26 protein-coding genes and 1 pseudogene are annotated in these 22,377 nt (G+C 44.8%); 11 read left to right on the forward strand and 16 right to left on the reverse strand.

Translation table 11 applies throughout. The features are described from left to right. Nucleotides 1-265 precede the first annotated feature (265 nt). The 5 genes from AC3A14_RS10955 to pyrE form a co-directional block, all read right to left on the reverse strand. Complete coding sequence (locus AC3A14_RS10955; protein ID WP_318699373.1) at nucleotides 266-2,734, reverse strand: ATP-dependent Clp protease ATP-binding subunit; 2,469 nt, start codon at nucleotides 2,732-2,734, stop codon at nucleotides 266-268. A gap of 225 nt (nucleotides 2,735-2,959) precedes the next feature. Continuing rightward, entirely contained in the window at nucleotides 2,960-3,778 is an 819-nt protein-coding gene (locus tag AC3A14_RS10960) for a Uma2 family endonuclease (RefSeq protein ID WP_318733634.1), read from the reverse strand. Between the two features lie 63 nt (nucleotides 3,779-3,841). Next, nucleotides 3,842-4,426, reverse strand: a complete 585-nt coding sequence (locus AC3A14_RS10965; RefSeq protein WP_318733632.1) for a molybdenum cofactor guanylyltransferase — start codon at nucleotides 4,424-4,426, stop codon at nucleotides 3,842-3,844. A 3-nt stretch (nucleotides 4,427-4,429) separates the two neighbouring features. Then, nucleotides 4,430-4,756: a YbjQ family protein gene (locus tag AC3A14_RS10970; protein WP_318699376.1), complete on the reverse strand. Its 327-nt coding sequence runs from the start codon at nucleotides 4,754-4,756 to the stop codon at nucleotides 4,430-4,432. A 58-nt stretch (nucleotides 4,757-4,814) separates the two neighbouring features. Then, the gene (gene pyrE, locus AC3A14_RS10975; RefSeq protein WP_318699377.1) at nucleotides 4,815-5,387 is read right to left on the reverse strand and encodes an orotate phosphoribosyltransferase; all 573 of its coding nucleotides are present in this window, start codon (nucleotides 5,385-5,387) and stop codon (nucleotides 4,815-4,817) included. A gap of 88 nt (nucleotides 5,388-5,475) precedes the next feature. On the opposite strand from pyrE, the gene AC3A14_RS10980 reads away from it, so the two are divergent. The 6 genes from AC3A14_RS10980 (at nucleotide 5,476) to AC3A14_RS11005 (ending at nucleotide 13,373) form a co-directional block, all read left to right on the forward strand. Further along, on the forward strand, nucleotides 5,476-6,474 hold the full coding sequence (locus AC3A14_RS10980; protein WP_318733630.1) for a phage tail protein: 999 nt from the start codon (nucleotides 5,476-5,478) through the stop codon (nucleotides 6,472-6,474). Nucleotides 6,475-6,589: 115 nt separating this feature from the next. Beyond that, entirely contained in the window at nucleotides 6,590-8,023 is a 1,434-nt protein-coding gene (locus AC3A14_RS10985; RefSeq protein ID WP_318733628.1) for a hypothetical protein, read from the forward strand. Between the two features lie 43 nt (nucleotides 8,024-8,066). Then, complete coding sequence (locus AC3A14_RS10990) at nucleotides 8,067-9,308, forward strand: cache domain-containing protein (protein ID WP_318699380.1); 1,242 nt, start codon at nucleotides 8,067-8,069, stop codon at nucleotides 9,306-9,308. 29 nt (nucleotides 9,309-9,337) lie between these two features. Further along, nucleotides 9,338-10,735, forward strand: a complete 1,398-nt coding sequence (locus tag AC3A14_RS10995) for a cache domain-containing protein (protein WP_318733626.1) — start codon at nucleotides 9,338-9,340, stop codon at nucleotides 10,733-10,735. Continuing rightward, the gene (locus AC3A14_RS11000; RefSeq protein ID WP_318733624.1) at nucleotides 10,728-12,605 is read left to right on the forward strand and encodes a cyclic nucleotide-binding domain-containing protein; all 1,878 of its coding nucleotides are present in this window, start codon (nucleotides 10,728-10,730) and stop codon (nucleotides 12,603-12,605) included. Before AC3A14_RS10995 ends, AC3A14_RS11000 begins: the two co-directional genes overlap by 8 nt. Nucleotides 12,606-12,632: 27 nt before the next feature. Further along, nucleotides 12,633-13,373, forward strand: coding sequence for a hypothetical protein (locus AC3A14_RS11005; protein WP_318733622.1), 741 nt, complete (start codon nucleotides 12,633-12,635; stop codon nucleotides 13,371-13,373). Between the two features lie 139 nt (nucleotides 13,374-13,512). On the opposite strand, the gene AC3A14_RS11010 is transcribed toward AC3A14_RS11005, so the two are convergent. Further along, nucleotides 13,513-14,769, reverse strand: a complete 1,257-nt coding sequence (locus AC3A14_RS11010; protein WP_318733621.1) for a hypothetical protein — start codon at nucleotides 14,767-14,769, stop codon at nucleotides 13,513-13,515. A 77-nt stretch (nucleotides 14,770-14,846) separates the two neighbouring features. Here AC3A14_RS11010 and AC3A14_RS11015 point away from each other — a divergent pair, with 77 nt between their 5' ends. The 3 genes from AC3A14_RS11015 to AC3A14_RS11025 all read left to right on the forward strand — a co-directional run bounded on the left by AC3A14_RS11015 (nucleotide 14,847) and on the right by AC3A14_RS11025 (nucleotide 16,498). Further along, complete coding sequence (locus AC3A14_RS11015; protein WP_318733619.1) at nucleotides 14,847-15,359, forward strand: hypothetical protein; 513 nt, start codon at nucleotides 14,847-14,849, stop codon at nucleotides 15,357-15,359. A 61-nt stretch (nucleotides 15,360-15,420) separates the two neighbouring features. Then, nucleotides 15,421-15,582 (forward strand): hypothetical protein, encoded by a 162-nt coding sequence (locus AC3A14_RS11020; RefSeq protein ID WP_318733617.1) that lies wholly within the window; start codon nucleotides 15,421-15,423, stop codon nucleotides 15,580-15,582. Nucleotides 15,583-15,775: 193 nt separating this feature from the next. Further along, nucleotides 15,776-16,498 (forward strand): hypothetical protein, encoded by a 723-nt coding sequence (locus AC3A14_RS11025; RefSeq protein WP_318733615.1) that lies wholly within the window; start codon nucleotides 15,776-15,778, stop codon nucleotides 16,496-16,498. Nucleotides 16,499-16,608: 110 nt separating this feature from the next. Here the strand turns inward: AC3A14_RS11025 and AC3A14_RS11030 are convergent, their stop codons facing one another. The 8 genes from AC3A14_RS11030 to AC3A14_RS11065 all read right to left on the reverse strand — a co-directional run bounded on the left by AC3A14_RS11030 (nucleotide 16,609) and on the right by AC3A14_RS11065 (nucleotide 21,178). Next, nucleotides 16,609-16,953, reverse strand: a complete 345-nt coding sequence (locus AC3A14_RS11030; protein ID WP_318733613.1) for a hypothetical protein — start codon at nucleotides 16,951-16,953, stop codon at nucleotides 16,609-16,611. 190 nt (nucleotides 16,954-17,143) lie between these two features. Next, nucleotides 17,144-17,938 carry an ABC transporter ATP-binding protein gene (locus tag AC3A14_RS11035; RefSeq protein WP_318733612.1) on the reverse strand — a complete coding sequence of 265 codons (795 nt, stop codon included), beginning with the start codon at nucleotides 17,936-17,938 and terminating at the stop codon, nucleotides 17,144-17,146. After that, on the reverse strand, nucleotides 17,931-18,290 hold the full coding sequence (locus AC3A14_RS11040) for a hypothetical protein (RefSeq protein WP_318733610.1): 360 nt from the start codon (nucleotides 18,288-18,290) through the stop codon (nucleotides 17,931-17,933). Before AC3A14_RS11040 ends, AC3A14_RS11035 begins: the two co-directional genes overlap by 8 nt. 56 nt (nucleotides 18,291-18,346) lie before the next feature. After that, nucleotides 18,347-19,879 (reverse strand): C-3',4' desaturase CrtD, encoded by a 1,533-nt coding sequence (gene crtD, locus AC3A14_RS11045; protein WP_318736602.1) that lies wholly within the window; start codon nucleotides 19,877-19,879, stop codon nucleotides 18,347-18,349. 61 nt (nucleotides 19,880-19,940) lie between these two features. Next, complete coding sequence (locus tag AC3A14_RS11050; RefSeq protein WP_318733606.1) at nucleotides 19,941-20,183, reverse strand: DUF4926 domain-containing protein; 243 nt, start codon at nucleotides 20,181-20,183, stop codon at nucleotides 19,941-19,943. Beyond that, on the reverse strand, nucleotides 20,180-20,518 hold the full coding sequence (locus tag AC3A14_RS11055; protein WP_318733604.1) for a DUF6883 domain-containing protein: 339 nt from the start codon (nucleotides 20,516-20,518) through the stop codon (nucleotides 20,180-20,182). The genes AC3A14_RS11050 and AC3A14_RS11055 overlap by 4 nt, the downstream gene beginning before the upstream one ends. A gap of 16 nt (nucleotides 20,519-20,534) precedes the next feature. Beyond that, nucleotides 20,535-20,699 (reverse strand): hypothetical protein, encoded by a 165-nt coding sequence (locus tag AC3A14_RS11060; protein WP_318736604.1) that lies wholly within the window; start codon nucleotides 20,697-20,699, stop codon nucleotides 20,535-20,537. Between the two features lie 2 nt (nucleotides 20,700-20,701). After that, entirely contained in the window at nucleotides 20,702-21,178 is a 477-nt protein-coding gene (locus AC3A14_RS11065; RefSeq protein ID WP_318733600.1) for a helix-turn-helix transcriptional regulator, read from the reverse strand. A 71-nt stretch (nucleotides 21,179-21,249) separates the two neighbouring features. On the opposite strand from AC3A14_RS11065, the gene AC3A14_RS11070 reads away from it, so the two are divergent. Both AC3A14_RS11070 and AC3A14_RS11075 read left to right on the forward strand, forming a co-directional pair. Continuing rightward, nucleotides 21,250-21,453: a type II toxin-antitoxin system HicB family antitoxin gene (locus AC3A14_RS11070; protein WP_318733598.1), complete on the forward strand. Its 204-nt coding sequence runs from the start codon at nucleotides 21,250-21,252 to the stop codon at nucleotides 21,451-21,453. Continuing rightward, a complete protein-coding gene (locus AC3A14_RS11075; protein WP_318733596.1) occupies nucleotides 21,450-21,674 on the forward strand; it encodes a type II toxin-antitoxin system HicA family toxin in 225 nt (74 codons plus the stop codon). The genes AC3A14_RS11070 and AC3A14_RS11075 overlap by 4 nt, the downstream gene beginning before the upstream one ends. 100 nt (nucleotides 21,675-21,774) lie before the next feature. On the opposite strand, the pseudogene AC3A14_RS11080 reads toward AC3A14_RS11075, so the two are convergent. Then, nucleotides 21,775-22,173, reverse strand: a pseudogene (locus AC3A14_RS11080) (type II toxin-antitoxin system death-on-curing family toxin). A 2-nt stretch (nucleotides 22,174-22,175) separates the two neighbouring features. Next, entirely contained in the window at nucleotides 22,176-22,364 is a 189-nt protein-coding gene (locus AC3A14_RS11085) for a hypothetical protein (RefSeq protein WP_318733595.1), read from the reverse strand. Between the last annotated feature and the right edge of the window lie 13 nt (nucleotides 22,365-22,377).

Below are 22,377 nucleotides of genomic sequence, written 5' to 3' on the forward strand. Positions count from 1 at the left end.
TTTGTGCGTTCAAAACCATAGGTTGGGTTTCACTTCGTTCAACCCAACATTGAGCCAACCTTGGCAGAATTCTTGAAAACTTTAATTGGCTCCAGAAAAATCAGGACGTATTCGCCGCTCACCAAGAGAATTTAGGCTGGGTTTGGCGTTGATACTTGTTTAAGTCCCGATAAAAGAAAGACGGTTGATATCCAGTCAACCGTCTTAAGAATTAGCTAAAAATAGCAAGGTTCAGGCTTGAGCCATAGGTTAGAGGGGTTGGTTCTTAGTCCGTAACCTTGGTTAACACTGGAGTCTTTTGATCCTCAGACTGAATGGTCACTTGTCCAGACTCATCCACGTCAACAACGGCTGTAGACCCTTCACCCACTCGACCAGAGAGCAGTTCTTCCGCTAAGGTGTCTTCCAACAGGCGCATAATGGCTCGACGCAGGGGACGCGCACCGTAGGCGGGATTATACCCTTCTTCAATCAACCGGTCTTTGAATTTATCGGTGACTTGCAGGGTAATGTCTTTTTCGGTTAAGCGCTTGAAGACATCTTTGAGCAAGATTTCGGCAATTTCTTTGACTTCTTCCTTGTTCAACTGACGGAAGACGATGATTTCATCTAACCGGTTGAGGAACTCTGGACGGAAGTAGGCTTTGAGTTCTTCGTTGACTAAGGAACGGATGCGGTTATACTGGGCATCTTCCGCGTTATCCTCGAACTCGAACCCAAGTCCACCACCACCTTTTTCAATCACCTTAGACCCAATGTTACTGGTCATGATCAAGAGGGTGTTCTTGAAGTCTACGGTGCGTCCTTTGGCATCGGTTAAACGACCATCTTCTAAGATTTGCAGCAGCATGTTGAAGATGTCGGGGTGTGCCTTTTCAATTTCATCGAAGAGAACGACGGTGTAGGGACGACGGCGAACGGCTTCCGTGAGTTGTCCCCCTTCGTTGTATCCGACATATCCAGGAGGAGAACCGATCAGTTTGCTGACGGTATGCCGTTCCATGTATTCGGACATATCGAGACGAATCATGGCTTCTTCAGAACCGAAGAAGTAGGAAGCCAAAGCTTTGGTTAACTCGGTTTTTCCAACCCCAGTGGGCCCGGAGAAGATGAAACTGGCAATGGGTCGGTTGGGGTTTTTCAGACCAACACGGGCGCGTCTGATGGCGCGAGAGACGGCTTTGACGGCATCTTCTTGACCGATAATCCGAGTATGGAGGGTGTCTTCCATGTGCAGGAGTTTTTCGGATTCGGTTTCGGTGAGTTTGTTGACGGGAACTCCAGTCCAGGAGGCGACGATATGGGCGATGTCTTCTTCGGTAACGATGGGGTCATCGCTGACTGAGCCTTCGTCTTTGCCTTTGCTGGCAATGGTGCGAATTTGGGATTTGAGTTCCATTTCGCGATCGCGCAATTCCCCAGCTCTATCAAAGTCTTGGGAGCGTACCGCATCATCTTTTTGCTTGAGAACACCGCGCAGTTCGCGATCGAGTTCTTTGGCTGCTGGGGGCAGTTTGGAGTTAATTAAGCGTACCCGCGAACCGGCTTCATCAATCAAGTCAATGGCTTTATCGGGGAGGTAGCGGTCAGAAATATAGCGATCGCTCAATTTCGCGGCTGCATCCAAAGATTCATCCGAAATTTTCAACTTGTGGTGCTGTTCGTACCGCTCGCGCAGTCCGTGTAAGATCTCAATGGTTTCTTCCACAGAAGGCTCACCGACCATCACCGGTTGAAAACGCCGCTCTAGGGCAGCATCCCGCTCGATATGTTTGCGGTATTCATCTAAGGTTGTGGCTCCAATACATTGAAGTTCGCCCCGAGCGAGGGCAGGTTTGAGGATATTGGCGGCATCGATCGCCCCTTCAGCCGCTCCTGCGCCAATGAGAGTATGGACTTCATCAATCACCAGGATGACATTGGCTGCTGAACGAATTTCATCCATGATTTTCTTCAGCCGCTCTTCAAACTCTCCTCGGTACTTGGTTCCCGCCACCAGCAGACCGATATCGAGGGTAACGACGCGCTTATCTTCCAGGATATCTGGGACATCACCATGGGAGATGCGTTGAGCCAACCCTTCGGCGATCGCCGTTTTTCCGACCCCCGGTTCACCGATCAGTACCGGGTTATTTTTAGTCCGCCGACCCAAAATTTGGATCACCCGTTCAATTTCCGTTTGCCGACCGACCACGGGATCGAGTTTTCCTTCGGCAGCCAATTGGGTTAAATTTGACCCAAACTCATCTAACGTTGGGGTCTTATTCGAGGAACGTCCACCTACCGCCGAAACTTCAGCCGTTTCACCGAGCATCCGAATCACCTGAGTGCGAACCTTAGACAGATCCACGCCCAAATTCTCTAACACACGAGCGGCTACCCCTTCACCTTCGCGAATTAAACCCAAAAGTAGATGCTCTGTGCCAATATAGTTATGTCCCAACTGACGAGCCTCTTCTAGGGATAGCTCTAGAACCCGTTTGGCTCTGGGTGTAAATGGAATTTCTACAGCGACAAATCCCGAACCCCGACCGATGATCTTTTCTACCTCAATCCGGGCATCCTTGAGATTGACCCCCATGGATTTCAGGACTTTTGCGGCCACTCCCGTCCCCTCCCCAATCAAACCGAGAAGGATTTGTTCTGTGCCCACAAAGTTGTGACCCAGGCGGCGGGCTTCCTCCTGAGCTAACATGATCACCTTAATGGCTTTTTCTGTGAAGCGTTCAAACATGGCGTTTTCCCATCACCTGCTGCTTTTTGGTAAGCTGATTCTAACATAGGAAAATCGTTAGGTTATTGTGCGGTCAGTAACAGAATTTAGGCCGGTTTTCCGCCCTTCTCCGGAAAATAGGGATGGGGAGATAGGGAGATAAGGGAATGGAGGGGATGCGGAGATCGCTGATTAGCAATGGGTAATCGGCAATCAGTTTTTACTCTCTACAATCTGGGCAAATCCTTAGTCACTAGGGTTGACTGTATTCGGATCGATGCCCATGGCTTGCAAGCGCTCCTGTAGTTCTCGTAATTTAGCCTCAGCAGCATTAGCGCGATCGCGCTCCTGTTCGGCTCGTTCGTGTTCCTGTTCGGCTCGTTCGCGTTCCTGTTCGGCTCGTTCGCGCTCCTGTTCAGCTAACTCTTGAGAGAGGAGAATCAAATTCCCCTCGGCATCAAAGAACCGTAACCAAGGAGCCTTTTCCTTAGTCAACGTTCCATCCCAAACGCCTAACCATAATTCCAAACTCTGACACCATAACCATCCCCGTTCATCAGCAACAATTTCCTCATAGCGGCCATTACTGTTCAAATGCCATCCTTGCAAAGACTGGCGATTGAAGGGATTATAAACAAAATAATCTCGTGTTCTAAAGGTTTGTTCATAGATGTTTTTTTTCGGGCCGGTATCCTCACTTGCTGTTGAGGGGGACATGAGTTCAACAATTACATCTGGATAACGCCCTTCCTCTTCCCAAACCACCCAACCTTGACGCTCTTTTGTGCCATCCACATTTAAGGTCACAAAAAAATCCGGCCCTCTAAAATCGCGATCGCGGGCTTGGCGACTACTGTAGTAGACAAACATATTCCCACCGGTAAAATAGTCATCGCGTCCTTGATAAGCTTGGTGGATAGCTTCAATCAAGACATTCATGGCGATGCGATGGCGATTACTTTCCAAGGTCTCTCCATCATCAAAAATTAAATCAGTAGGAGGTAAGGGAGGAGTCCATTCCTGTTCGGTTTCAGTTTCTAATGTTTGGGTCAGTGCAACAGACATAGTTCACCTCTAGGATCGTGGACTATTGAGTTCCATTATACTCTTCTTCTCAGATCATACTTATCATAAGTCTTCTGGTGTATTGCAGTTGTGGAGCATCTGAGCAACTGTGGCATCTACGGGTAAGGGTTGTACCGGAATGGAGGATAACCAGTGTTGAAAGGCACTACCTCCATTCTGGATAAAGGATTTTAGAGTCAGTTGAAGCTCAAAACGGTAAAATCCACACAAGGGTTCCCAGTACTTTCCCTGAACAGGAACAACGGCTAAGGTCGATTCAGGAATATCCGAGAGTTGGGCGATCCAGTGCTGCAAAAGACTGGGGTCTAAGTTGGGTAAATCGCAACCGAGCAGTAAAATCCAGGGATGTTGAATCCTTTCCCAAACTTGAGAGAGAGCAACCAAGGGGCCGTTTCCGGGGTTAGACTCGACGATCCACTGGCAATGTGGGGGGGCGATCACCCAATAGAGATCGGGCCAAGGCGTAACGATATACACCTGCTCTGTACATTGGGCGGCGACTTCCGATACCCGTTGCAGCAAAGGGACTCCATTCCAGGGAATCAGAGCCTTGTCCTGTCCCATGCGGGAACTTTGCCCTCCGGCTAAAATAACACTGGCTACGGTAGCACTGGGAAAGATAGACATCAGTTATTGATAGCTTACAGCCGTTCCACTTGCTGCGACCATCAGCATACTACTACCACCGGAAACCGAAATCGTTTCATAGTCAAGATCGATACCGATAACAGCATTTGCGCCCATTTTCTGAGCCTCAGCTACCATTTCCTTCATCGCGGTTTCTTTGGCTTCCCGGAGTGATTTCTCATAAGCCCCTGAGCGTCCGCCCACAATATCACGAATGCCAGCAAAAAAATCTTTGAAGATATTAGCCCCTAAGATTGCCTCTCCACTGACGACACCATGATAAGCGGTAATCTGATATCCATCTAAACCATCTGTTGTAGTCACTAGCATAATATCACTCCTCATCCAATCAGAATTTGTCTCGATCTTAACTCATCCCCATTCCCTATTACCTATTCCTGCCCTCTTTATAGCGCTGTTGTATCTGCTCAATGCTAAACAGAGCCTCAAACTTTAAACCCATGGACTGGTAATATTCTGCACCTCCCTGGAGGCGATCGACTAATGCTACAATCTGGTTCACTTCATATCCCACAGCCCGCAAGCGCTCCACCGCTTTCATCGCCGACTGTCCCGTAGTGACTACATCCTCTAGCACCACTACCTTAGCGCCCTGGGGTAACGTCGGTCCTTCAATATAAGCCTGAGTTCCATGACCTTTGGCTTCCTTACGCACAATTAACGCTGAGATGGGCCGCTCTTCATAAGCAGAAACTACACTCACCGCAGTCACAATTGGATCGGCTCCCAAAGTTAAGCCTCCCACAGCTTGCACGTCTTCAGGAAGCATATTTAACAATAACTCGCCGACCGCCACAGCTCCTTGAGGATGGAGGGTAACCGGTTTACTATTGATATAGTAAGAACTTTTTTGGCCAGAAGAGAGTAAAAAATCTCCCTCTTGATAAGCCAATTGACAAAACAAATCTATTAACTCTTGACGTAAGCTCAAATCTACCATGAGGACACCTGATCTTTCCTGCAAATTATAGCGCTGGTAATGGGCAATGGCTAATTGGTAAACTATAATTTTTGATGCCTAAAGTACCATGACCCTTGCCCGTTCGAGTCCTCTTGATCTTGAGGTGATTCCCATGCGTCTGCCGGATGCAGACCCGGAATTACTGCACCATGACCCCTTAGCTCCTGAAGGGATTCCCCTCATGCTGATTCCAGGAGAACCCAGCCAGCTTATGGTCAAACTGGGTAATCCTGGAGAACAACCCTTGAATGTGACCCTAGAATTCCGGGGAAATTTGCCCCAGGCTTGGTATTCTTGCGAGAGGGAAAATTCCCAAATTTCTCCTGGAATCAGTCAAGATATTATTATTGAATTCCAAGCACCGGATGACTTTTTTGAGGCATTCCTGGCCCTAAGAGAAAATTCAAGTTTACGGATTAATTATAGTGGTCGGCTTCAGGTGTATGGAGCGATGCCGGGAACGGTAAGCCAACTGATTGATGTGGCGGATATTAACTTTTATGTGCGTCCCCAATCTAGGTATTTAGACTTTTTGCCCCAAATCTATCGGGAAGTTGATTTTGTGGGGCGGTTTTTGAAGATTATTGAAGAAACGTTTAACCCGGATGTGCAGATGATGGCGAGTTTATTTGCTTATCTCGATCCCTTAACCGCGCCCCAATCTATGCTGCCATTTCTAGCCCATTGGGTGGGTTGGGAATGGCAATCTTATTTGAGTTTAGATCAACAGCGATCGCTCATTCGCCACGCCTTAGAAATTTATCGCTGGCGAGGCACGCGTCGAGGGTTGCGACTCTATTTACATTTGGCTACGGGTTTACCCTTAGATGATCGGGTAGAACGGGAGGAAGATAAACATATTGCTATTCTGGAAACCTTTAGCCAAGGATTAGTTTTAGACCATTCAATTTTGGGGCAAGATGCTCTGTTGGGTGGAGGTCAGCCATTTCATTTTCGGGTACATTTGCAACCCGATACTCCAGGGTCGGTGGATGAGGCTTTGGTGCGTCAGGTGATTGACCAGCAAAAACCGGCATTTTGTACCTATGAGTTGCAAATTGATTAGTGGATAATGGAGCAATACCTCCTTAGGCCAAAAGTTAATTAAGTTTTAATTTTTTCCTGAAAATGACGGTTTTATGGCCATACTATCTGTTACAGATCGTGATTGAGTAAGGCTTGTGACGTTATCTGCCGATCCCGGAAGTGGCACAGAGCTTCCCTACCCTGTTCCTCTAGAACGGTTGGTTGTCCATGATGGTTTGCTGTTAAATGCTCATCGTTGGCAACGGGCCCATGAATATCATCGAAAGCGCCAGAATTTATATTATCAGGCGCTCCATCAACCTGGAATTGTTTATGGTTTGGGGGTGAAAGTGATTTCAGCTCCTGATAGCATCGCAGCCCAGTATCGTGACGGGCGCTGGTTGGAAGTGCAACCGGGGATGGCGATTGACTGGATGGGAAATCCAATTATTGTCGATCGGGCGATCGCTTTTCGCATCGCTCTGAGTCCCAAGGAAATCCCAGTTACAGTCTATTTAGTACTCAGTTATGTCGATCCAGAAACCCTACAGCGTAATTCTGAGGTGGAACTGGTTCCGGAAACGTTCCGCATTGATGAGAAAAGCACCCCTCCATCAGGTTTAGAAGTGGAATTATGCCGTTTGCAGCTCTCTCCTGGAACGGTGCAGTTATCCCCCTCTGGGGGTTCCCTGAGCGGAGTCGAAGGGAGCAACGTTGGGGATGTGTTTGCGCCCCAGATCAATCAGTTGGATCTGCGCTATCGCTCTCCTGTGGGAGTTCGCCCCCAAGGAACGGTACAGGTTGCCTATATGCAGGGTGGAAATGGGGGCGATCGCCTGACGGCTTCTAATTTATCCTGTTTACTACAAGCATTTTTAGCCCTCGATCCAGGAATGCGAGGGATTGAAGAAGTCGCTTCGGTTACCTGGAGCAATACCGAGAACTCGGAAGGGTTGGAGGAATCTTGGGAGATGACTGCGACTCGTCAGGGGTTGGCTTGGCAAGGTTATGATTTAATCTATTTAAGCTACAATCAGGCGCTGAATACGAATGAGGCTCAACAGGCAAGTTTACGGGCCTATTTAGGATTAGGGGGGGCGATCTTCATTGAGCTATTGGAAGAGGAGACCCAGGTAGATGAGTTGAGTTTTGTACAACAGGAACTGTTAGAGGCGATCGCCGATATTGGCGATACAGCAGAGTTACAAGAGGTGAAAGCCCAGTTAAACGAAGAATTAGCGGCTTGTGAAGAAGAATTAAATCGCCAAATTCAAGAGATTTGTGTATCGATAGAACAATTAGCCATCAATTTAGGGATGTCTGGCACCCATTTAGGGCAGTTATCCCCATGGCATCCGCTAAAAACCCAACCTTTTTTATTTAGTGCCCTACCCAAAATTAAGCAAAATCCGGTTCGCCTGTTTAATTGGGGAGGCGTAGTTTTGGCGATCGGGGATTTATCCTTAGCGTGGGGACTCGACAGTGGGCTAGAGTTACCCAGAGAAAAAATTCGCAATGCCCAAGAATTGGGGATTAATCTTTTACATTTTGCCTGGCGCAGACGGCATTTAACCCAATTGCAACACTAGGTTCAGAGGGCGGAAAGGAACAAGACATCATGAGGAAACGAAAATGAAACGTTGGCACAATAGTTTACTGATCCAGCATGTGGGCTATTTTTCCGTGTTGTCCCTAGTTTCGGTGGTCGGGCTAGCGATCGTCATTTACTATCAGTCTGTTGAGTTGCTGAAAAAATCGATTACTAGTCAAATGGAAGTCGTAATTTCCATTAAAGAAAATCAGATTGATAACTGGTTTTCTCAACAACATAAAACTATCTTACTGATCGCTCAAACGCCAACCCTAGTTGACTCTTATGCCAGTTTTCTAGATAACACAGATCGGCAATCCTATCAAACAATTGAAGATTACTTTCGCACGATTTTAACAACGGAAAATACCATTCAATCTTTATCCATATCCACCAACAGTGGGATTGTTTCTATCTCAACTGAAGGAGAGGAAGAAGGAAACTATCAACCCTTGGGTGATTCTGTCACTTATTTTACACAAGAAAATCTAGAAACCGTTCGCCCAACCTTATATACTTCTCCCATTACACGGGAAACGGCAATGACTTTTGCCACTCCTTTACTCAACGATCGAGGGGAAAGAATAGGAGTTTTATCTGTTGATCTTTCCCTAGAAAAAATTCATGAAATCATGCAAGAAGCCACCGGATTAGGGGAGACAGATGAATCGTATTTAATCCGCAAACAGGGACAAGAAAATCGATTGGTAGATACCCAGGACTCAGAATTAGCCAATCAATGGGTACGGAGTCCAGGAATTGATGCTGCCATGTCAGGTCAAGATGGGATTGATTTTTATCAAAATCATAAACAAGTAGAAGTGATTGGCAGTTACCGATGGTTAGAAGATAAAAACTTGGGAATTCTCGTGGAAATTACACGAGAAGAAGCATTTAGTGTTTCGGGAACTATTGCCATTAACTTACTATTTGGGGGATTTTTAGTTGCAGTAATATTGTTAGTGATTGTCTATATTTTATCTCGCAAAGTGACCCAGCCAGTATTAGAAATAGCGCAAAATGTCAATCAAGTCATTGATGGAAACTTAATGATAAAATCTAAACAGTTACGAAAAATCAGTCAGAGAGGGGATGAAATTGGACAATTAGCGCGGGGATTTGATGAAATGATTAAAGTGGTTGATTCACGGCAGCAAGATCTAGCAGAACAAGTGCGAAAATTGAGAATGAATAACGCTAACTTAAGCCAAGCACAAGAATTGGAAATGGCTTATTTCAAAGCCTTAAAGCGTAAAGCACAATGGATTAGAAATAAAGAATAACTTAAAGAATATCTTATCTGGATCTATTTATGGTTTCCCTAAAAAAACTCATTCCTATTTTAACCGTAACGCCCTTAATGGCAACCTTAGCATTTACGGGAGTATTAGCAATCTATAATAGAGATAAAACTGTAGATGAACTCTCTAGGTCTTGGATGAAGGAATCTGTGATGCAAATCAAAAGTCAGGTACACCTTAATCTTCGACAACCAGAGATTATCTATAAATTGAGCTTAAATCGTTATCAATCTAATCCACCAATATGGAAAGATCCACAGAATTTAACGATTAATTTTTATAATAAGATTCGTTTTTTCCCCTCGGTTAGTAATATTTTTTTTGGCAGTCCAAACCAAGAATTTATCGGTGTTAAACTCAATGAAAGTGGGCAATTTACTCAATCTTATTCTGGGGAAAATACGGATTACCAACATATCACTTCTCTCCTAGATAGAAACGGTCAACGGGGTCAAGTACTGAGTAAAAACTCAGTCTTTAATCCAACAACTCGTCCTTGGTATCAAGCAGCACAGAACACCAACAATCTAGTTTGGAGTCCGGTCTATCCAGATTTTACGACTCGCCAGTTAGGAATTACCGCAGCTCAAGCAGTGCGCGATCGCCAAGGGAATTTAGTTGGAGTTTTAGGAATTGACTATTTTCTCAATAGCCTCAATCAATTTCTGCGCGATCTATCCATTAGTAAAGCAGCAAAGGTTTTAATTATTCAACAAGATGGACGATTAATTGCCAGTTCCGATCCCGATCCGTTAACCCTATTCGATCCAGAATTAGAAACTCACTTAATAATTACTCAAAGTCCCGATCCCATGGTGCAAAAAATCGGAGAAATTTTGATCGCCAAATTTAGTGATTTTAGTCTCATATCTGAAGCTCAGTCCTTAATTTTTTACCACAATGGACAAAAGCAATTGGTTTGGGTTGAACCGATTGAAAATCACTGGGACTTACCCTGGGTAGTGGTTGTAGCATTGTCAGAATCGAATGTGTTTCATCCAGCAGAAAAAAGGACTATTTATATTTTTATGATTTTAGCGGCAACTGTGGGCAGTGTTTTGGCAGTCTGGAATATGCATCAATTAGTGGTGTCTCCTCTGTTGCGGTTAAATACAACAGCAAAACAACTCAAAAAGCGAAGATTTAAACCCGAAAAAATTGCAGACTTAGTTAAACGTAATGACGAAATTGGTCAATTTAGTCGTGTTTTTGAAGAAATGGCATTTTTAATTCAAGAACAACAAAGCAACTTAGAAAAAAGGATTGAACAGTTAAGCACATATAAAAACAAGATTTCTCCTTCAGAAGATACGGAAAATCCTCCAGAATTAAATTTGAGCTATTGGGATTACTTGAAGCAAAAATCACAAAAAGTTCGGCGAAAAACGACCCTTGAAAAACATGATTAAGAATCTGTCTATCCGCTATCATCTTCCTCTTTTAATTGTTGCCCCTTCTGTTTTAGTTGTCGGCTTAATAGCCATCATTTTATTTCAAAGAACTAGACAAAATATTAATATAGTTTCCGTTGAGTTAGCCCGTACAACCACCGCTAATGTAGAAGATAATCTTCGGGATTATTTGTCAGTTCCTAATACGATCAATCAGCTTAATCTTCAAAGCATTGCGTTAGGCGCTCTCAATCTAGACGATTTAACCAATTTAGAACTCTATTTTTGGAATCAAATTCAAATTTTTGAAGGCGTAAAAAGTCTGTATTTTGGTAATCCTCAAGGAGAATTTAGGGGAGCCACTATTCTTAACTCAGGAGAAGTTGGAATTAGTATCGCTGGACAAGTAACGAATTCTAGTGTAATCCGTTACGCAACCACTAGCGATGGTCGCAAAACTGAAATTGTACATCAAGTCGCTAATTATGACCCCCGTATTCGTCCTTGGTATCAAGCTGCACTCCAATCCAATAAACCCATTTGGACTGATATTTATCAAGATTTTTCTGCCCAAGAATTAGCAATTACTGCTGCACAAGTTGTTAAAGATTCTCAAGGAGAAATCCTTGGTGTTCTGGCGGTCGATTTATTCTTTCAGGGGATCAATCAATTTCTGCAAGACTTAACCATTGGTAAAACCGGACAAGTTTTGATTATCGATCGCGAAGGAGTCTTGATTGCCAGTTCTAATCCAGACTTGATTGCAGAAGCTCAACGTAATCAAGATCTGTTAAATATTGTGGAGAGTGAAAATGAGTTGATTTCAGCGATCGCCGAAAATTTACTCAACGAATTTGGTAGCTTTTTTCGACTTGAAAGTACTGTGAATTCGTCTCTTACATGGAACAGAAAACACGTTAGTGTTCAAGTCAAAAGCTTTCGCGATCGCTTAGGCTTAGATTGGCTGATTGTGGTGATTATTCCTGAAGCAGACTTTATGCAACAGGTAGCGATCCAAGCCCGAATAACTTTCGTGTTAGAACTTTTGATTTTATTATCGTCTTTGGGGATTGGCTTAGGAGTCAGTCGCTGGGTGCTGCAACCTATTTTTCAATTTAGTGAAGCTGCCGATCAAATTAAATCCCAATCTTTTAATCCCCAAACCTTAGAGAATTTATATCAACGTCAAGATGAAGTGGGCGAATTAGCTAGAGTCTTTGTAGATATGGCTGTAGAAACCGGAGATCGCCAACAAAGCCTTCAAGACGAGTTAAACCTATTAAATTTCCAGGTTAGCCAATCTAACGATAACCCCTACGAACTCACCGCTTTGAAGAAATGGCAGAAAAAAGCATCCTGTATTCGGACGGTTTATGATTATCATCCCCATTTACCTCAGCTTCTGTCTCAAGTTCCCTATTATCAGCACTTAACCCCTGAACAGTTAAGCCAGTTAGTCATGGAGGGCAAAATTAAACGAGTTGAGGTGGGGGATTATATTTGTCGGGAAGATCAACCGGGAGATGAGTTTTATATTATTCTCACTGGTTCTGTCCGCATCTTTGTGGAGAAAATCAATAAACCCTTAGTTATCCTCTCTTCAGGACAATCTTTTGGAGAACTGGCGCTCATGCTTGGGGGAAATCGAACGGCTACGGCGATCGCGATCGAAGCAACCACCCTATTCTCGATCGATCGCCTCAACTTTGGCAAAGTTCTCCACCAATACCCCCAAATGGCTGAACAAATTGCCCAAGATCTCCATCGTCACCAAACCGAACTCCAAGAGCGCAAGCAGCTCCTGGCGGAATATGGTCTCTTAGAAGATAACGAAACCGACCTCTTACAGCAAATCAAATCTCGAATGAAAACCCTCTTTAATCTCTAAACCTGCCCATAGCCAAAAGCCATCATTATGAAATCCTATCCCCTCGTTACCTGTCACATTAACCCTCGCTCTAGAATAGAGAGCAAAGCCTTATCAGAGTCGGGTTTAGAGGTGGGTAGCCCTGAATTTGTCGATTGGGCACTCAAGCACAAAAAATTTAAAGTTCAGGTCTCTTGGGAACCTTTTAACTATTCTGTAGTTTATCGCATCACTTGTTATTTACGCTCCGATCAACTCTGGTATGCATCCAAATGTATCGGCGGTATTTTTAAACAACATCGACTCGGAAAAACGGAGGAGATTACTACGGCAAAACTCATAGAAGCGGTGCAATGGTTATGTCCTGACCCTCAAGCGATCGCTCCCAACTTGCCCCCTGAGTCTGAAGATACCATTGATCCGGCTCCCCAAACTGAGAAGCGGAAATTCAATCAAGCCTTATACTATCAACTGCTCCTAGAAATTGAAGATTTGAAGCAACAGATAGAGGAACTTTTACAAAACAATCAGAACTTAAAAATCGACCGCGAACAACTCTGGCAGCAACACGCCCAAAGCGTAAAACTACGTCAAGACTTGCAAGAAATAGTGACTCAACTGATGGCAGAACGTGAACAGTATGAAGAACAACTACAAACCCTTAATCAAGTGGTCAACGAGCTAGGGAAAAAACTTGAATCGGTGAATCTAAAAACTAATCCTCGCTGGTATTATGCCGATCGCTATTATCAAAAGTTGCAGGAAGCTTTACAGGGCAAATCGCTGTAATGGGGGAATGGGGGAATCTCAGAAGTGAATGATTTTCATGATGGTGCATCCATAGATCCTCATCCCATTCTCCGTGTCCCTGTATCTAGAGTGTCTTCCCCATTGTCTATTCCCTATTCCCTAACGCTTCGCGCTATAGTCATGTTTTTGACTTCTGGTGGGGAGCAAAAGGATTCACCACTTGTAAAAAGTCTTTCGGAGGACCAAGAACGGGTTTGGTAGAAGGTGCCGGTTGGGTGGGACGCGCTTCACCCATGGCTAAATTGCCTTTTTCTAGGGTTCCAATGACTAAAGAACCGATATAATCGGCACTGGTATAGGCTTTTTCAATGCAGTTATGGATATTGACTAAATCTTCGTCATCAATAATGGCGTTGCTGGTAGCTTTATAGAATTGTACGGTGATACGGATGGGATAGTTGGGGTCGCGTTCGAGTTTGTGACCGCCTAGTTCTAGATGTTCGCCTTCATCCTCTCCATAACCAATGACGGCATCTTCCATATCGCTGGCGGCTCCCAGGGTTATACCCCGGCACTTCTCCTCTACCATAAAATCACAGCTACCGGCAGCCAGAGACAGGAAGTCAGGAGCTTGCTTTTGCTTCAAGGGGACTTGCACAATCATTACCCTATTCACATCTTCGGCAACGGTGACTTGGCTGCGAGCTTCTTCTAGGGAAATGCCTTGATGACTGGCAAGTTCTTGAGCTTGGTTGTCTTTGTAGTCGCTTAGGCGCTCTCCCGTGAGGCAAGTCTTTTGACCGTTGTTGTTGAAATAGATATTTTGTCCCCATTGGGCGCGATCGCTATTATTATCGAGTACAGTTGCGCTACTGCCTTCTGTTGTGATTAGAATCGCCAGAACGGCCGGACTATCCTTACGAGATTGATAATTAAACAGAACTGGGTTAAACTCGCATTTCCCTTGTTGAGGAATGGGAAGAAAGCAGGCTTGAGCGCTAACTAAAACGTGGGTATCCTTATCAGTCACTAGGGGTTTGTTTTCAGGATCATATTTCTCTGGATAACTAATATATTCAGGGAGATGATTCAGGTATTCTTTCAACTCGATCGCCTCTAGGTCTTCTCCCTGTTGATTTCCGACTTTGAGGTAGACATACTCTAGAGGCACATCGCCCGTTTTATCGGTAAAGTTAGGATAGCGAATAACGGGTAAAAGTTCTTTCTTCTGGGAATTATTGCCATGGCGCACTTGTAGTGTCATATCGGTAATATTGGGCCCCCAGACAGAACCCGCAGTCCGGGCGGTATCTTCCCACATGACGTTAACGATATTGAGTCCGAGGATGCGGACGCGATCGCACAGTTCACTCTCTTGAGGCATCCGAACAACCTTGTTAATCGTCGTTTCAAACCCCTGATTACCATTGATCATTTCTGCTTCACTCAAATAAACGTTAATTGCCCCTAACTGTTCACTATTATAGATAAGCCCGATAGGGAGAAACCAAAATGATTTTTAGAACCGCTTTAGGACTAACCTTAGTCGGCATTCTCCTGTTGGCCGGATGTGAGGAACCCCCGAATCCGGACATTAAACAAGCCTCATCTGCAATGGCTCAAATGGCGACTCCTGAAATGCTCTCTCGTTCCTGCTTTTATCTCATTTATCCTAATGGCAAGCCCTCAGAGTTTGTTCGTTATCTCTTTTCTGATTTAGGTGCAGCAGAGTGGCCGATTGCGTTTGATGAAATGGAAGAGGAACAGATGAAATCAGCTCGCATCACTCCCCTACCCAGAACAGTGAGAGTTTCGGCTCTGAAACGAGAATATCCTGAAGAGAAAGAGCTAGTCTTGATTCCAGATGATGAGAATAGTCAGATTATAGCTCAAGGATATGTAGCTAATGAAACTGCTCCCAACTGGGAAAGTAAGTGGAATTTGGCGATCGCGAGTCCAGATGAAGCCACCCAACAATTGTGTCGCTCGAATATCGAGTTAGGTATTGATGCAGGAACTCAATAGATTTCTTAGGGAATAGGGAATAGGGAATGGAGAAAAATTTTTTACCGATTACTCTTTTGCCATGCCGATCTATTTGAATTTTGACTTAATCGCTGAGGCGATCGCACATTTAGAATCAGTGGTGAGTAACGATTGGTTAACTGAAGCTCAACAAAGATATCGAACGTTAGGATATACCCAAAAACTCGAAGAGATTCGTAAAGAATTACGCATTTTAGAATAGTTTTAACCACGGCTTAACGAGGAGAGTGTGATTAAAAGATTCTAAACCTCCCAATCTGTGTTTCTATTTATATCTTAAAGTTTGTGCAAAAAGCGATGTGATACCCTGAGTGTACCAGGGATTAGATACTCTATTTATCCGGTTCAGTTTCTCTCAGGCAACTGATTATTAAATTGAAAGGAAGTCTACAATTATGGAATCAAACCTGCAACATTCTCTGAAAAAGTCTCTACTTGGTGTTCCAGAGTACCTTAGTATAGGCTGGTCAGAGTTTACTAAGAATATTCAAATCTTTTGCATTTTTACGTTGATCACTAATTTACCCCTTTTACTATCAGAGCAGCTCTCTGGTGGCCTAGGCATACTGCTTTCTATCATCGGCAATGTCCTGTTGATCGTAGTTGGACTAGCTGTACCCAATGTTGTTGAGCGCTCCATTCGAGGCCAGAGTGTAGAAATGATGACAGTATTGGAAAATGCTGCCCCTAAGTTTTTTATTGCGTTCGTTGTCAGCATCGCCGTATCTATGCTTGTTGCGCTGGGCTTGATCGTATTGATCGTTCCTGGTATCTGGCTGTCGATTCGGTATAGCTTTACTTACTATGCTATTGCATTACGCGATTGTGGTTTCGATGCTATGGGCTATAGTCAAAGTCTGGTTAAAGGTCGTTGGTGGGCTGCATTTGGACGATTCGTACTTTTAGGGTTATCTGTTTTTATCCCAATTCTACTTTTGACTTTTGCCGCAGGTATTATTAGTGGTTTCCTCGGTATGGTTGGGTTAACGATTGCTGCCTTAGCAGTCTTGTACTTAGCGATCGGGATAATTGGCTATTATTTTGCCACTGTATCTGTGATTATGTTCCTGAATTTCGACTACACAGCTCAAGGCTCTTCTGGCTCAGTTGGAGGATAGTGCTAATCATTGTATTTCGCTATAAACTTGCATTTAACAAGGGGCTGGGTGCCCCTTGTCTTTCAAGGAGAGATTGATTTTAGCAAACATTGAAGGATTTGATATTGGGTTTAAGTCGGTTCGAGAAAGTCGTAGAGAATTTCATCGGGTTCATCATCCATATCGTCATCGGGTTCTGACATCAATACGGTTTCAGAAATGGGGGTTGGCTGACTCGATGGGGCGCTCAATTGTTGTTGTCGCATGACGGTAACGAGGGTATGTAGTTGATTGACCGTTTGTTTTAACAGGGCGACCTCTTTCTCTAAGGCAACCAAGCGATCGCCGGAATTAGCCGCTACCTCTCCCAAATAAAGCGCGATCGCCTCTTTCACGACTTCTTGTGAGGTTTTCTGGCGATCGCTGGCTATCTTTGAGATCTTCTCTTGCCAACGGCTACTGATGTTTACCTGCATGACTTGCTCCACCGAGATCTGTTGGTTATCAAGAATGGATATTATATCAAATCCTTAAATGGTTGCGACTTTCTGTGTACTGTAGAGACATGGTGGGGGAGGGCGGGTTTACAAAAATAGTTGTCAGTCTACAAGATTTGGGTATAACCGCCCCTACAGATCTCTGTAGCGTAAATAAATAGATTTGATATTACCCTAATAATAAGGAATCATCGGCTAATTCTTCCCCTTGAAGCTGATTAAATCGCTCCAGCAGATCGGCAACTTCTAACCCTTCCCGTTCCTCGCCAGCAATATCTAAAATAATTTGTCCTTCATGTAACATAATGGTGCGATCGCCCATCGTCAATGCTTGACTCATACTATGGGTAACCATGATCGTGGTTAACTGCTGCTCTCGAACAATTTTCTGGGTGAGCTGCAAGACAAAATGGGCCGTTTTTGGATCGAGAGCTGCCGTATGTTCATCTAATAATAAAACCTCTGTGGGAGCCAACCTAGACATCAACAGACTCACCGCTTGTCGTTGTCCTCCCGATAATAATCCCATGCGATCGCCCAATCTGCGCTCTAATCCCAAGCCCAAACTGGCTAACTGTTCCCGAAACTGGGCGCGACGACGGTTCGGAAGCGCCAATTTTAACCCGCGAAAGCCTCCCCGTTGAACGGCTAATGCCATGTTTTCTTCAACGGTTAAATTCGCACACGATCCCAACAGGGGATTTTGAAACACTCTGGCGACCAACTTCGCCCGTTTCTGGGTTGGCCATAGGGTAACATTTTGATCTGCAATATAAATGTGTCCAGAGTCTGGCAGGCGATCGCCACTGACTATATTCAAAAGCGTCGATTTTCCTGCCCCATTGGAGCCAATGACGGTGACAAACTGCCTGGCTGGAACCTGGAGGGAAATCTGCCGCAGTGCTGGAGTTTCTAGAGCAGTACCCGGATTAAATGTGACACAAGCGCGATCGATTTCAATCATCGGTGGAATCTTCTCCCTGATTCTGTTGATTGAGAAGAATATCTAGTATACGGCGATTCTCCGTTTGCAGCCCGCGAATCTCTTCTTGGTGTTGCAATATAATCGCTTGTTGCTGTTGCCAATCTTCCCTAGCTTCTGCTGAGGCATTGGCTAGAGCTTGAATCACACGAGCATTGCTTTCGATCAGACGATCGTGCCTCTGGGCGCTTTCAAAGAGCTGTTGCCTCTCTTCCCTAGCTTCTGCTGAGGCATTAGCTAGAGCTTGAATGATACGAGCGTTGCTTTCTATGACACTCTCGATCCGGTTCGCTAAACGATCTAATCGCTCATCATTCCAGCGTTCTGTACTCATCTGTTTTTCTCCTTTAATCTTGTTTTGAACATAAGTTTAATTTTACTGTTTTCTGATTAGCTGGACTTGGTATCAATCTGTCGAACTACGGTTAACGCAGAATAGGATACGCCTGCGGTTCCTTCTCCGGGATGGGTGGAGTCTCCGACTAACCAGAGGTTGCCGATGGGAGTGCGATTGGCGAAGCCGAAGGGACCGAAGGTGGTTAAGCGTTGTCCCATACCACCGACGATACCGCGATCGCGCCCCGTATAATCTGCAAAGGTTCTCGGTGTGGCGGCTTCGACGTGAATCAGGGTTTCTGGAGTTAGGTGGAAATACTGGCTTAAACGGGCGATCGCCACTTCGGTAAATTGTTTTTTCAGTTGCTCGTAGTCTGCACCGTTCCACCATTGCTCTGTATCTGTAAACGAAGAGGCGATAATGGTGGCTTTTCCTTCCGGTGCGCGTCCGTCTCCTGGATGACTGACGGAGACAAATAGGGAGTTATTCTCGCCAATGGGGCGATCGCGATCGTACAGAAATTGCAGATGGGGCGGGCAATTTTCGGGAATAGCGGCTTGTTCGACTCCCAGATAAACGACAAAAGCGCCACTGGGTGAAGGAACTTGCTTCAGACGCTGGCTATAGCCGTTGGCGTATATTTTCGTTGCCAGATCCTCAGACTTCAACAGTTGCACCAAGTTATGAATCGTGACATTGGCGACTACATGCTCCGCGTTTTCGCTCCAGGTTTCTCCAGTTTTCATATTGCGGATGCGAACGCCAGTGACTCGCGCATTTTTGGTTTCGATTTGCTCGACAGTGTGGCGCATGAGGAGGGTAGCGCCATCTCGTTCTAGGGATGCGACGAGGCGATCGCTCAAAACTTGCATACTTCCTTGCAAATGATACAGTCCTTGGGGTTCCTGGGAAACACTCAGAGCAGTTGCAGCATACAAGAGTGCGGTTTCCGTGGTATCGACTTGGGAGTAGAGTTTCAGTTGCAGATCGAGGAAGGTTTTTAGGCGATCGTCTTTTCCCACCCCCATCAATCTCAGTGCATCCCACACCGTCAACAGCGCAAACGGCACAGTAATCAACGTATCCGGGCGCATCGCCTGCACCAATTGCCACAAATCCCACAAATCTCGCGGAGGCAGCACCGGATCTCGCCCCTGAAACCGCCAACTGGCTTGAAATAGAGTATTCATCAACTGCCAAAACGGTTCACTTCCCGGAAACTGTCGCTGCCGTTCCTGTTGCCATTTCAGAGGATCTCGCCACACGGAAATGGGTTCGGTTTCCCCCGGCAAAAACACCGCACAAGCCGGATCGCAAGGCGTTGCCTCCGGTAGTGCAATCGCCAATTCCTCAAAAATGCGATGATGAATCCCCCCCGGCTCCAACCCCGCCACCTGCGTCGCTCCCACATCAAACGTAAACCCGCGCCGCTTAAACGTCGAAGCACATCCCCCCGGCACAATCGCCTGATCCAGGATCAGCACCGAATACCCCCGACGAGCCAGGAGCGCGGCAGTAGTTAAGCCGCCAATACCCGCACCAACAACGATACAGCGAGGCTTGGAGGAGGAGTGAGACTGAGCCATGATCTGAGCAGTGAACAAGAGAACATTAACGATTGTAACGTTCGGTTAAGTTTTTCGCTGACTACAATTGAACGAGCGATCGCACAGTAAAAATTTCATCAGCTTTCAGAGGCGCAACCGCCGATTCAGGAACGATAATAGTATCAATTGACTCTCCCAGAGCATTGAACACTTCTAGGATATATCCAGTTTCTCCCTGGTTCGGATGGGGAACCCTATCAATGAGAGTAGCAATATCGCCTTGTTTCAGGTTGTATTCTGGGAAGTCTCGGTTAAGAGCAACTTTTTGATAGAGTGGGATCATTGTTTTTTTCCTCTTTTCGGTTTTAATGTAACAAATTGGAACTTACCATCAATGGCAGGCTGTAACCAAATCGTAATGACAGCTAGACTTTTAGTTGGCCCTTGTAAGTCACCTTCTACTTGGTAAAATGTGCCATATTCATTTTGTCTGTCTTCAACAGCATCATAGGTTTGGATGAGTTGAAGAATTGAAAGAAGCAATTCTTCAGGGTTATCTTGAGTAAATCCAGCTTGGGCAAGAAATTTAGATTTATCATTCTGTTCTTGATATACCAACAGATATTCAGTCAGTTTGGCATAAGCAATAATGACACCTTCAGAGTTAGGAATCTTCATCTTTTTCCCGTATTCATTATATCTCCTTATCCCTCAGTGACTTGAATCCAATTTCTGAGATATACCCTTCAATTCCATGAGACTGGAGTAGCTCAACTGCTTCTTCTGCATCAGCAACGAAGCTTTCGCGATTGAGAAAAGCTTCTAAAATCAGATCGGCATCGACCATCACTTTAATCATTCTTAAACCTCCGCTTTTGGAGAATTAGAGGTTGGTTTAGATGGAGCGGGTTCGTGGGTATTAATTAATTGGCGCAGTTCCTGCAAAGAGCGTTTCTTCGACTTCGTTTCCACGGGTTCAGTATCGGGAATATACTCAATCAACTCATCGGGTGTGCATTGAAAAATCTTACACAGCTTAATCACCCGGATAATCCAGTCTGAGCTACTTCTGCCCTTTTCCCAGTTGGCGATCGTATTTTCTGTCACGTCCAGCAGTTGGGCGAGTTCAAGTTGGGTAAGTCCTTGCTCTTCCCGCAGTGCTGCAATGCGCGATACAGGTTTGATTCTTTCTATCTCAACCGGATTAAAATCAGAACCGATGTCGATAAGCGCGAGAACAACTCCCCTACAGAGGAGACGACAGAGAGCGATGAGGGAAATCAGAGCAACCCTGACAAGAGCGAAGATCTTACTGTAAAGTAGGTTTTGCGTTGACATACTGTAATAAACTTTACTCAATTGCTATCATGGTAAAATGTCCCCAAGATTAAGTTTTAGAGTCAAACCCTATGAAATGGCGCGTAGTGTTAGAAGTAGATCCCAAAACCCATGATTGGGGGGTTTGGTGTCCAGAATTACCGGGTTGCGTCTCAGCCGGAGAAACAGAAGCAGAAGCATTAGAGAATATTCGGGAGGCTATAGCCCTTTATCTAGAACCAGATAAGATTGAACTGAAATCTGGTGCAATTTTGCGAGAGGTATCTGTAGGATGACTCGTATTCGACGTATGAACGCCGATCGAGTAGAGCGTATCTTAACTGAATATGGGTTTGAGTTAGTGTCACAAAAAGGAAGTCATCGTAAGTGGAGAAATACTGAAGACCAACTTCAGGCGATTGTCCCTTATCATAAAGGAAAAGACCTCCCCATTGGAACTCTACGCAACATTATGATAAGCGCCAATATTCCAGAAACGGAATGGAAAACAGAGTAGATCAAATTCCTTATTTCAGGTTGTATTCTGGGAAGTCTTGGTTAAGAGCTACTTTTTGATAGAGTGCAATCATTGTTTCTTAGATTCGGTTCGTAAAGCCTTACTTTTTTGCCCTGTATTCAAAGGGAATAATCACTGATTGCAACCAGTCTGTAAACTCTTCTCTTGTTATTTCTCCTGACGTAACTTGAATAATTATTTTTTCTTGTTCTTCTACATTAGCATTAATCTCAAAACCGTTCAGAATTAGAAAAATTTCCATTGCTGCATGTCCAGTTCTCTTATTCCCATCGAGAAAAGGATGATTTTTTATTAAGGAAAAACCTAATGCGGCTGCTTTTTCTGGAAGACTCGTATAGAGTTCTTGACTATCAAAAGTCATTTGGGGTTGAGCGATCGCCGATTCCAGTCAACCAAAGTTTGTAACTTCCGATGCCCCAACAGTCTGGGCAATTATTTGATGATGGATGTCTAAAATTTGTTCTATCGTTAAATAGATCCTTAAGCCAGACGTTGATAGAGCGCATGATTTTTCTTCAGAACGTATGCGGTTACCTGTTGATAGGATAGGGCTGGCGGTTGAATCGTAATAATGAGTTGCCCCTCCTGTTGGATTACTTCAACTTCTTGACTATCTCCCAATAATTCTTTTGGGATTAAAACTCCTTCTTCAGTAACGTTTAGCGTCATCTTTCAAATATTT

The sequence above is a fragment of the Roseofilum sp. genome (genome assembly GCF_982964205.1).